Origin of the sequence: uncultured Amphritea sp. (assembly GCF_937127095.1) — a bacterium.
Classification (GTDB): domain Bacteria; phylum Pseudomonadota; class Gammaproteobacteria; order Pseudomonadales; family Balneatricaceae; genus Amphritea.
Genome location: NZ_CAKZLP010000015.1, coordinates 48,537 through 59,532, shown reverse-complemented (window position 1 = coordinate 59,532; position 10,996 = coordinate 48,537). Strand labels below are relative to the sequence as shown.

The window sequence follows — 10,996 nt, the reverse complement described above, 5'->3', positions numbered from 1 at the left end:
ATGCCTAACGCGAGCAAAGCCATAGAGGAAAATCACACCCAGATTGAAATAGCGCGTCATAATACACCTTATTCAGCGAAAGGTTAAAAAACCCGTGCCGCATCAGATCAATTTTTTACGAATTACGCCCATATATGACAACACCCCTGCGATTCATCTATAGTGGAGCCATCAATCTCTTTGCGACAGATATAATCAGCAGAATGAAAGCACCTACTCTCGTAACAAAAGTCGTTAATCAAGCAGCGACAACAGCCGCAACACCCATTGCAGCAACTTTAGTAGCGGTACTATTAAGTTTAAGCGGCTGCACCGGTCAGCTTAGCAAACTCGTGGCCGATACAGCCGATACAGAGGCTGTGTCGCTGCCTGTGGTTGAGTACCAGCCTGGAGAGCTTAATCGGGAAACCCTGTACGAACTGATCGTGGCCGAAATTGCCGGACAACGTAAAGAGTTTGATCTGTCACTGGACAACTATCTGCATCAGGCGCGACTCACCGGCGACCCTGAGATTGCCAAACGAGCCACCTATATAGCCCAGTATCTGCAGCGGAATGATCAGCTGTTACAGGCCAGCCAACTGTGGCAGAAAGCTGATCCGCAAAATCCGGAACCCTATCTGGTAGCCGCCAGCCTGTTACTACGTAAAGGTGATTTTACCGAAGCGCTCCCCCTGCTGCGCAAAGCATTGCAGCACTCAGACAAACAGACGCTGATGATTATCAGCGCTCAGGCAGACAAACTCACTCCTGAAGAGAACGATGCCTATGTTCAGCTACTGGAAGAACAGGCCGGCAAAGAAACAGACGCTACCCTGCTGACCACGCTGGGGATTCTCTATGCACTGCAGGGCAACAATGAAAAAGCACTGCAACGTTTTGATGCGGCTATCGCTGATGATGCAAGCTACCTGGAAGCGGTTCTGCAAAAGGCCGAACTGTTGCGCGCAGCGGGCCACTACCGCAAAGCAATTAAAGTGCTGGAGCCGCAGATGGATGCGGACCAGCCTGACCAGCAGCTGTTTACCCTCTACGTTCAGCTGCTGTTCCAGTCAAAACAGACCAAAAAAGCCGTACAACAGGCCCTGCTGTTAGTCGAAACCTTCCCGGAAGAGCCACAACTGACCTTTTATACCTCTCTGCTTCTACTGGAAAACGACCAGGTTGAACAGAGCCGTGAGATTATGCAGGACCTGTTACAACGCTACCCTGATAACACCACACCCCATTATTACCTGGGTCTTATAGAACAGCATGATGGCAACAATGAAAAAGCGATCGCGCACTTCATTAAAGTGAAGGATAGCAACAATATCCTGCAGGCATATCGCCGTATCGCCGCACTACTGGACCACCCCAACAACCGTGACAGACTACAAGGCATACTGCAGGATGCACGCAACAACATGCCTGAAATCGATATTCAGCTGTATGCGATGGAAGCCGAGTGGCTCAATCTGCATGACTTCAAGGATGCCGCGCTAAGCATGCTGGATGAAGCCCTGCAACAACACCCGAATGACTCCAGCCTGCTCTACACCCGGGCGATGACGCTCGACCCGCAGGATATCAACCTGATTGAGAAAGACCTGCGTCAGGTGCTCAGGCTTGAGCCGGACAACAGCATGGCGCTAAACGCTCTAGGCTATACCCTGTCACTTTATACCGACCGGTTTGATGAGGCCTATGAGCTGATCAACAAAGCGTTGCAGCTCTCGCCCAATGATCCCGCCATTCTCGACAGCATGGGCTGGGTATTACTGAAACAGGGCAAAGCCGCTGACGCCGTTAGCTTCCTGCAACAGGCCTATGACCTGTTCCCCGACCCGGAAGTCAGCGCCCATCTGATCCAGGCTTACCACGCCGCAGGCAACCAGCAACAAGCACTGAACCTGTTAAAAAAAGAACAGCTGAAACATCCGGATAATGAATATTTGCAGGAAGCCGCAACCTCAATTAACGCGCCACAGGAATAAATAATGCGGTTCCGCTTTCTGCTATTATCTGCAATTCTACTGCTGGCGGGCTGTACCGGCCTGACCCCGCAGCAGGATAGCACCGTGACGGAACACACCTGGGAGGAGCAGTACCAGGCACTGCTGGCCGCTGACAACTGGCAACTGCGCGGTAAAATCGGCATCCGCACCGCCAGTGAGAACCATAATGCCAGTCTGTTCTGGGAACAGCTGCAACAGCATTATCAGATCGAACTAAGCGGCCCGCTGGGTCAGGGTGGCGCCCGCATCGACGGTAACGAAGATGGCGTAAGCATCGATATTGCTGGCGAAGAGCCGCGCTGGGCAGCCACACCGGAACTGTTGATGCAACAAACTCTGGGCTGGCAATTTCCCGTGCGGGATCTGCCCTACTGGATTAAAGGTATACCCGCTCCCGGGCACCCCTTTGAACTCAGTATGAACCAGCAACAGCCAAAAAAACTGATCCAGAACAACTGGGAAATCAACTACTTAAGATTCAGCACCCACAACGGCTATCGACTCCCGGAAAAACTCACCATTAGCCGCAACGATCTGCGCCTGACCATCATCGCCAAAGAGTGGCAGATACAACTCTGAAATTGCCGCTTTTCGCGGCCATATGTTTGACTTTAACGCGCTGTTCCGGGAAAATGTGCGCCTCTTTTACGGACTAAACCCGTAGATTTGAATTACTGGGGTATCGCCAAGCGGTAAGGCAACGGGTTTTGATCTCGTCATGCGGAGGTTCGAATCCTCCTACCCCAGCCATCTTTAACCGGCATCCTGATTTAAGAACGCTGAATTAAAGAATTTGGCCGGGCAACGGCTCCTAACCCTTTTTATGAGGTTTAAGTAGAGTGCAAGCCCCGTCACAAACAATGAACGAATCTCAATTAAACGACTGCAGATCCGAGAAGGTAGACACTGTGCCTAAAATGATGGTCTTCACTGGCAATGCAAATCGCCAGCTGGCTGAAAAAGTTGTAGAGCGCCTGGACATTCCCATGGGCGAAGCCACCGTAACTAAATTCAGCGATGGTGAAATCAGCGTTGAGATTCTTGAGAACGCCCGTGGCAAGGATGTATTTATCCTGCAGTCCACCTGCGCTCCGACCAATGACAACCTGATGGAACTGATCGTCATGGCTGACGCACTGCGTCGTGGATCAGCCAGTCGCATCACAGCGGTCATTCCCTATTATGGTTATGCCCGTCAGGACCGGCGTCCGCGCTCTGCCCGGGTTGCCATCAGCGCCAAGGTTGTCGCCGACATGCTGGCCGGTGTCGGTATCGACCGGGTACTGACCGTCGATCTGCATGCTGACCAGATTCAGGGTTTCTTCGATATCCCTGTTGATAACGTCTATGGCTCTCCGGTACTGCTGGATGAAATCGCCCGTCAAAGCTACGACAACCCTATCGTTGTCTCCCCTGACGTGGGCGGTGTAGTCCGGGCACGGGCGGTGGCCAAACAGCTGGGCTGTGATCTGGCGATTATCGACAAACGTCGTGAAAAAGCCAACGAAGCTCAGGTTATGAACCTGATCGGTGATGTCAGAGGCCGTACCTGCATCCTGGTTGACGACATGTGTGATACCGCTGGCACCCTGTGTAAAGCTGCCGGCGCACTGAAAGCCAATGGTGCTGAGAAGGTTGTTGCCTATGCAACCCATGCCGTACTGTCGGGCGCCGCGATCAGCAACATCACCAGCTCTGAACTGGATGAGTTAGTCGTCACTGACACCATCCCGCTGAGTGAAGCAGCACAGAATTGCCCCCAGATCCGTCAGCTCACCCTGGCGCCGATGCTGGCAGAAGCGGTACGCCGCGTCTGCAATGAAGAATCTATCAGCGCTATGTTCCGCTAAGCCCGCGAGCTTATCGGTAGCTGATAAACATCCCACACGGGAAAACGTGCCCATTACGGGCTTACTGAAATAACTGCAAAGACCTGGTCGCAAGGTGTTTGCAGTTTTGCTTTTATTGAAGGTATTAAAATGACCGCTTTTGTATTGAATGCACAGCCTCGCTCAGACGAAGGGAAAGGTGCGAGCCGCCGCCTGCGTCACACTGGTTTTGTTCCTGCTGTAGTTTACGGTGGTGAAGAAAATGACAAGCCTGTGTCTATCTCCCTGGAAAACCGCGTGCTGGTTAAACAGCTCGAAGACTCCAGCTTCTTCTCTTCTATCCTGACGCTGTCACTGGAAGGCAAAGAAGAAAAAGTTATCGTTAAGGATATGCAACGTCATCCAGCTAAAAACTCTGTGATGCACATTGACTTCCAGCGCGTCAACAAATCTACGCCAATCGAAATCATCGTGCCGCTGAACTTTGTTAACTTCAACCAGTCTCCAGCAGGTAAGGCGTCTGGTAAGTTCACTATCCAGCAAAACACTGCGAAAGTTCTCTGCTTGCCAGAAAACCTGCCAGAAGTTCTGGAAGTTGATCTGTCTAAAGTTGATATGGACCAGGTTATCCACCTGTCTAACATCACTCTGCCAGAAGGCGTTGAGATCGTTCAACTGCGTCGCGGTGCTGACCGTGACCAGGGTATTGCTCAGGCTTACGCGCCACGCGCAGCTAAAGCTGGTAAGTAATAGCTGACCACAGGCTCCGGTATGCAAGACCAGATACAACTGATCGTCGGCCTGGGTAATCCAGGCCAGAAGTATGACCAGACCCGTCACAATGCCGGGGCCGACTTTGTCGGGCAGCTTGCTGCCCGACACCTTATCCAACTCAAGCCAGAAACAAAGTTTCATGGCCTGTACGGCAAGATCACGCTGAATGGTAACCCCGCTCACCTGCTGATCCCAACCACCTTTATGAATCTCAGCGGCCAGGCAGTTGCCTCACTGGCTAATTTTTATAAGATTCCTGCTGAACAGATACTGGTCGCCCACGACGAACTCGATCTGCCCCCCGGTGTTGCCCGCTTTAAACTTGGCGGAGGTCACGGTGGACATAACGGTTTACGCGACATCATCAGCAAACTTGGCAACAACAAGAATTTTTATCGGCTGCGCATCGGCATCGGACATCCGGGCAGCGCAGCCGAAGTCACCGGCTTTGTCCTGAAAAAAGCACCGACATCCGAGTTTAGCCTGACGGAAGCGGCCTGCGACGAAGCGCTGCGTGTGCTCGAACAGGCAGCCAGCGGCGACTGGCACAAAGCGATGACAACCTTACACTCTTTTAAACCGAACAACTGACGACAGGATCACAGCCATGGGTTTCAAATGCGGCATCGTTGGTTTGCCAAACGTAGGCAAATCTACTCTGTTTAACGCACTGACCAAAGCGGGAATTGGTGCAGAAAACTTTCCCTTCTGTACGATTGAGCCCAACGCAGGCGTTGTCCCTATGCCAGACCTTCGTCTGGATGCATTGTCAGCGATCGTTAAGCCTGAACGTGTTCTGGCAACGACGATGGAGTTTGTTGATATCGCCGGTCTGGTCGCAGGCGCATCAAAGGGCGAAGGTCTGGGCAATAAGTTTCTCGCCAACATCCGGGAAACCGATGCGATCGCGCACGTTGTCCGCTGCTTCGAAGACGATAACGTCATCCACGTAGCGAATAAGATCGACCCGATTGATGATATCGAAATCATCAACACCGAGCTGGCGCTGGCCGACCTTGAATCGGTTGAAAAGCAGCTGAATAAAGTGATGCGCATTGCCAAAAGCGGCGATAAAGATGCACTGAAATCCAAAGCGATTCTGGAAAAAGTGCTGGCGCAACTGGAACAGGGTAAACCGGTTCGCGCCCTTGAGATGAACGCTGAAGAACAAGCAGAGATCCGCCAGTTCCACCTGCTGACTGTTAAACCGACCATGTACATCGCCAACGTTGCCGAAGACGGCTTTGAAAACAACCCTCATCTCGACCAGGTCGTTAAACTGGCCGAAGAGGAAGGCGCTATCGTGGTCGTCATCTGCAACAAGATGGAAGCCGAGATCTCTGAACTGGAAGATGAAGAGAAACTGGAATTCCTGCAGGAGATGGGCATGGAAGAAGCGGGCCTTGACCGGGTAATCCGTGCCGGATACTCCCTGCTGGGACTGCATACCTACTTCACTGCCGGTGTCAAAGAGGTACGTGCCTGGACCGTCAAGCAAGGTGCAACCGCACCTGAAGGCGCTGGTGTAATCCACACCGACTTCCAGAAGGGCTTTATTCGCGCTGAAGTGATCGGCTACGACGACTTCATCCAGTACAAGGGTGAAGCCGGCGCAAAAGATGCAGGTAAGTGGCGTCTTGAAGGCAAAGAGTACATCCTCAAAGATGGTGATGTCGTGCACTTCCGCTTTAACGTTTAAACCGCAAACTTATCGAATGGGCGGGTGTATGACCGCCTTTTCAGTACAAAAAATAGCCATTCTGAAGCCATTCACGATGGCTATTTTTTTGCCTCACAACCGGCAGAGAAAATGACTGGTTTTTTCCCGCCAATCAGTTGACATGATTGGTAAAAAAGAGAATAATTCGCGGCCTTGATAAGTGCTAAGGCAATATAGCTCAGCTGGTTAGAGCATCGCATTCATAATGCGAGGGTCGCAGGTTCGAGTCCCGCTATTGCCACCATTCACTTATCAACAATGCTGGGGTATCGCCAAGCGGTAAGGCAACGGGTTTTGATCTCGTCATGCGGAGGTTCGAATCCTCCTACCCCAGCCATTCTTTTGTTTCTCTGCAATGCTCAACAAAACTCCCTGACTTCCAGTTTGCACGAGAACCTCGAGGTTCGACAAATTGCGCAGCAATTTGAGACGAGCGCCAGCGAAGCCCGCAGGGGACTTATCGTCTTCAGACGATAAGGATCAATCCTCCTACCCCAGCCATTCTTTTCTGGCTTCAAGCTACTCAGTTCTTAAAATAACTCCAAGTCCACACAACAACCTGGTACATAAACGATAAGTGGCTAGTTGTTAGTTGCTAGAAAAAGCAAAAAATTGATCCTGCCTAACCAATAGAATAGCTGTCTCACTCCTTAAATCATCACATACTCAGTTAAGAAGGCTTTCATCGAGCAACGAGCAAGTCACGTTTTTTTGTGACGTTCGAGCAACGGCTCTTACGGCGTTCGAACAACGAGCTACTGTTTTTTAAAGACTTGCCCGCTGACAGATTGGCTCAAAGCGGATACACTCTGAGATCAATAAAGTTTTTAACTGCAGAAGAAAACGATGAGCGGACAAACAGCAACAGGTGCGCCTGATGGCCTGTTAAAAAGGATTATTTCTGAAAAGCGACAGCGACTGCGCAAGAACGTGCATATTCTGTTTCTCGGTCTGACCGCAGAGGAAGCGGATCCGATTATTACTCTGTTGCGGGGAGCACGACTCGCTCCCAGAGGGCAGCAGGTTCAGTCAGCAGAAGAGTTTAATCAGGCGCTTAGCGAACGCTCCTGGGATCTGATTCTCAGCCCTCAGGTAGAGGGGCAGTTTGGCGCGAAAGAAGCGGTGCAGATCCTTCACCGGCTGAACAAAGACATTCCGCTTATTCAGTTGGTTCCCAAAAGCACCAGCCAGTCATTGTTACAGGGCCTGAAAGCCCGGATGGCGACGGTTATCTCGTTAGAAGAGCAGGAACTGCTGCTGATCCAGATACGCAGACAGCTGGAGCACCTTGAAAACCGCCGACGTCTGCGTATTGTTGAAGCGGAACTTGCCGAATCAGAAAAACAGTGTCAACAACTGGCTGAACTGTCAAAACTCCCAATCCTGTATCTCACTTCTGAACTGGTAACACTCTATAGCAACCCGGCGTTTTCCGAGTTGTTTGGCCTGGAAGAGAGTAACGGGGGGCAGTACGAACCGCTGGATAAATTTACCGTACTAAAAGATCGTGATCAGTTAAAAACGGCTCTGCAGGATGCCCTGCTGGAAGACAGCCACGGGGTTAAAACCGAGCTGAAAGCTCGCCGTGTTGACGGCACCAACTTTCAGGCAACCTTCTCAATCCAACACGCACGCTACCTGAATCAGACCTGCCTTCAGGTCATCATCAGCCCTGATATCATTGGCAATGAAGAGAGTTTTGAAAACCTCGACGCAACCACCCGCCTGTATGACGGCAATTACCTTATAAATGCACTGGAAAAAGCGGCTCACCGGGCACTGATCGGCGGCTCTGACTGCAGCCTTCTGTATATTAAATTTGATAATTACAGTGCACTGCAATCGGAGTTGGGTGCCAGCGGAAGCGATATCGTTCTGGCTGACGTTGCCGAACTGTTGCAGCAGAAGATCAATAAGACCCATATCTGCGCCCGGCTGGAGGAAGATGTTTTTGCTATCCTGTTTCATGACCCGAGTCCCGATAAAGCATTAAAACTGGCCGATCTGTTATGCCACTCAATCGCTCAGTTAAGCATTGATGTAACGGGGACCACCGTACAAACTACCTGCAGCATCGGTATCTGTTCTATCAATGACAATTCGCCTCACTATGTCGAATTGATTGGCCGGGCCAGAACTGCAGCGGATGCAGTACTGCACGATGGTCAACGAGGCAACGGGGTACAGTTATTTCAACTGGAAGATGATGATCATGATGATCACGATGATTCATCGATCAAGATGATCACCGATGCCCTGGATAATGATAAGTTCCGCATTCTGTTTCAGCCCATTGTCGCGCTGGCTTCAGCCAATGGGTGGGGTAACTACGAAGTGTTCCTGAGATTGCAGGAGAACGATGGTGAGGAGGGATTATCGCCCAACGTCTTCCTGACCACGATGGACAGCTCTGACATCAGCGTACGGATCGATCAATGGGTTATTCAACACGCCTTCGCCAATGTTGCTGAACAGCTTAAAAAGCACCAGCGTAGCCGTTTATTTATCAACCTGACGGCCGCTTTTTATCAGGACCCTGATATGCTGCACTGGATTGCGGATCAACTCAAGGAGTACCGTATTCCGGCTGAGATGATCGTCTTTCAGGCCAGTGAGTCAGACCTAAGCACCAGCCAGGTGCAGGCCGAACAGTTCCGCTTTGGACTGAAAAAACTGGGCTGCAAGTTCTGCATCAAACATTTTGGTGTCTCTGAAAACCGTGAACTACTGCGTAGCAAACTGAAACCGGATCTGGTTAAACTGGACGGTTTCTACATCCAGGACCTGAACAGCTCATCCGATTCAGACAAAGCCTTCGCCGCGCTGATTAAAGATCTGAAAGGCTCTGGTATCGGCAGCATCGCCCCTCTTGTTGAAGACACCCGCCTGATGGGTAAACTCTGGAAACTGGGCGTCGACTATATTCAGGGCTACTACCTGCAACCGCCATCAGAAGAGATGACCTACGATTTTTTTGAATAGTATTAAAAGCAGTGGCTAGATCGCGGCTTCGCCGCTGGCTAGTGGTTAGAACGTCGCTTCGCGACTGCTAGAAAAAGCATAAAGAGCCGTGGCTAGATCGATGCTTCGCATCTTGCTCGTAGCTCGACGGAAACTTCGTTTCCTTGCTCGAAAAAGCGTTTGTAGTCATCAGCAAGGTCTGTGCGTTATTGTTAAGCATGTCTCGTTCCCACGCTCCTGCGTGGGAACGAGTGAATAGCTTGTCAGAAGGCGAGGCTTTAAGCTCTTGCTTTTTCTAGCAAGTCACGTAGTGACGTCTAGCGGCTAGCGAGCTGCGCAGCAGCGTTCTGACTTTTCAAGCGGCGAAGCCGCGTCTAGCCACTTCTTGGCTCTTAAAGCGTATCCCTATCCCGGAAGCCGATGAGGTAGAGAATCCCATCCAGCCCCAGGGTTGAGATCGCTTGTTTGGCGCTTTGACGCACCAGCGGTTTGGCCCGGAAAGCGATACCCAGGCCGGCGATAGAGAGCATCGGCAGGTCATTGGCGCCATCACCGACGGCGATGGTCTGTTCCAGGCTGACGCCCTCTTTCTCGGCGATTTTACGCAGCAACTCTGCCTTGCGTTTGCCGTCGACGACGGTGCCGGTGACGTTGCCGGTGACCTTGCCATCAACAATCTCAAGCTCGTTGGCATAGACGTAGTCGAAACCCATCTTCTGCTGCAGGTAGTTACCAAAGTAATTAAAGCCACCGGAGAGGATAGCGGTTTTAAAGCCCAGTGCTTTCAGCTTAGACACCAGTTCTTCAACACCCTCGGTGAGCGGTAAACTGTGAGCAATACGCTCCAGAACCGATTCATCCAGCCCCTTCAGCAGCGCCATGCGCCGGGTAAAGCTTTCGGTGAAGTCGATCTCACCGCGCATCGCGGCTTCAGTGATTTCCGCTACCTGCTCGCCGACACCGGCTTCTTTAGCCAGCTCATCAATCACTTCGGCTTCAATCAGGGTTGAGTCCATATCAAACACCACCAGACGGCGGTTGCGACGGTAGATATCATCCTTCTGGAAGGCGATATCCACATCCAGATCACTAGCAATACGCAAGAACTCTTCGCGTAACTGGGCAGAGTCGGCAGGCGCTCCACGCACAGAAAACTCAACACAGGCGCGGGTCTTCTCGCCGCTTTTTTCCAGCGCGGCAGCACCGATAGAAACCCGCCCGGACAAGCGGCTGATATTATCGATATTCAAACCATGATCAGCCGCAGTCTGGGTCACCTTGCCGATATGCTCGGCGGTAATCTTGCGCGCCAGCAGGGTAATGATATGCCGGGACTTGCCCTGCTCTCCGACCCAACTGTTGTATTCAGCTTCGGTGACCGGTTCAAAACGGATATGCATATCCATCTCATGAGCTTTGAACAGCACATCCCGTAGCAGACTGGAAGCCTCGGCCTTCGCCGGAACACCGATCAGAATACCCAGTGACAAAGTATTATGGATAACCGCCTGACCAATATCGAGAATATCGATCTCGAACTGGGCCAGAATACTGGTAATTGAGGAGGTAACGCCCGGCTTATCCTGGCCGGAGATGTTAAGCAGGATGATCTCTTTCATGACCTATTCGCAATACGTGCTGAAGATGGGCGGATTATACCACCGCTATAATTTAATACTGTTAAAGATCGAAACAGATAGTGAACTTTATACCGA

Annotated in this window: 8 protein-coding genes and 3 tRNA genes; 10 read left to right on the top strand and 1 reads right to left on the bottom strand. The window is 51.3% G+C overall.

What is annotated here, in order from left to right; translation table 11 throughout:
- Window positions 1-203 precede the first annotated feature (203 nt).
- From Q0499_RS03435 to Q0499_RS03390, 10 genes are all read left to right on the top strand, one after another.
- Window positions 204-1,976 carry a tetratricopeptide repeat protein gene (locus Q0499_RS03435; protein WP_299196043.1) on the top strand — a complete coding sequence of 591 codons (1,773 nt, stop codon included), beginning with the start codon at window positions 204-206 and terminating at the stop codon, window positions 1,974-1,976.
- Window positions 1,977-1,979: 3 nt separating this feature from the next.
- Entirely contained in the window at window positions 1,980-2,576 is a 597-nt protein-coding gene (lolB, locus tag Q0499_RS03430) for a lipoprotein insertase outer membrane protein LolB (RefSeq protein ID WP_299196041.1), read from the top strand.
- 96 nt (window positions 2,577-2,672) lie between these two features.
- Window positions 2,673-2,747: transfer RNA gene (locus Q0499_RS03425), tRNA-Gln, on the top strand.
- A 158-nt stretch (window positions 2,748-2,905) separates the two neighbouring features.
- Entirely contained in the window at window positions 2,906-3,847 is a 942-nt protein-coding gene (locus Q0499_RS03420; RefSeq protein WP_299196039.1) for a ribose-phosphate pyrophosphokinase, read from the top strand.
- Between the two features lie 129 nt (window positions 3,848-3,976).
- Window positions 3,977-4,576: a 50S ribosomal protein L25/general stress protein Ctc gene (locus Q0499_RS03415; protein WP_299196038.1), complete on the top strand. Its 600-nt coding sequence runs from the start codon at window positions 3,977-3,979 to the stop codon at window positions 4,574-4,576.
- Window positions 4,577-4,597: 21 nt separating this feature from the next.
- Entirely contained in the window at window positions 4,598-5,191 is a 594-nt protein-coding gene (pth, locus tag Q0499_RS03410; protein ID WP_299196037.1) for an aminoacyl-tRNA hydrolase, read from the top strand.
- Window positions 5,192-5,207: 16 nt separating this feature from the next.
- Window positions 5,208-6,299 carry a redox-regulated ATPase YchF gene (gene ychF, locus Q0499_RS03405; RefSeq protein WP_299196036.1) on the top strand — a complete coding sequence of 364 codons (1,092 nt, stop codon included), beginning with the start codon at window positions 5,208-5,210 and terminating at the stop codon, window positions 6,297-6,299.
- 188 nt (window positions 6,300-6,487) lie between these two features.
- Window positions 6,488-6,564 (top strand) — tRNA-Met (locus Q0499_RS03400).
- Window positions 6,565-6,582: 18 nt separating this feature from the next.
- Window positions 6,583-6,657, top strand: a tRNA-Gln gene (locus Q0499_RS03395).
- A gap of 509 nt (window positions 6,658-7,166) precedes the next feature.
- The gene (locus tag Q0499_RS03390) at window positions 7,167-9,302 is read left to right on the top strand and encodes an EAL domain-containing protein (protein ID WP_299196035.1); all 2,136 of its coding nucleotides are present in this window, start codon (window positions 7,167-7,169) and stop codon (window positions 9,300-9,302) included.
- A 371-nt stretch (window positions 9,303-9,673) separates the two neighbouring features.
- On the opposite strand, the gene serB is transcribed toward Q0499_RS03390, so the two are convergent.
- Entirely contained in the window at window positions 9,674-10,900 is a 1,227-nt protein-coding gene (gene serB, locus Q0499_RS03385) for a phosphoserine phosphatase SerB (protein WP_299196034.1), read from the bottom strand.
- Between the last annotated feature and the right edge of the window lie 96 nt (window positions 10,901-10,996).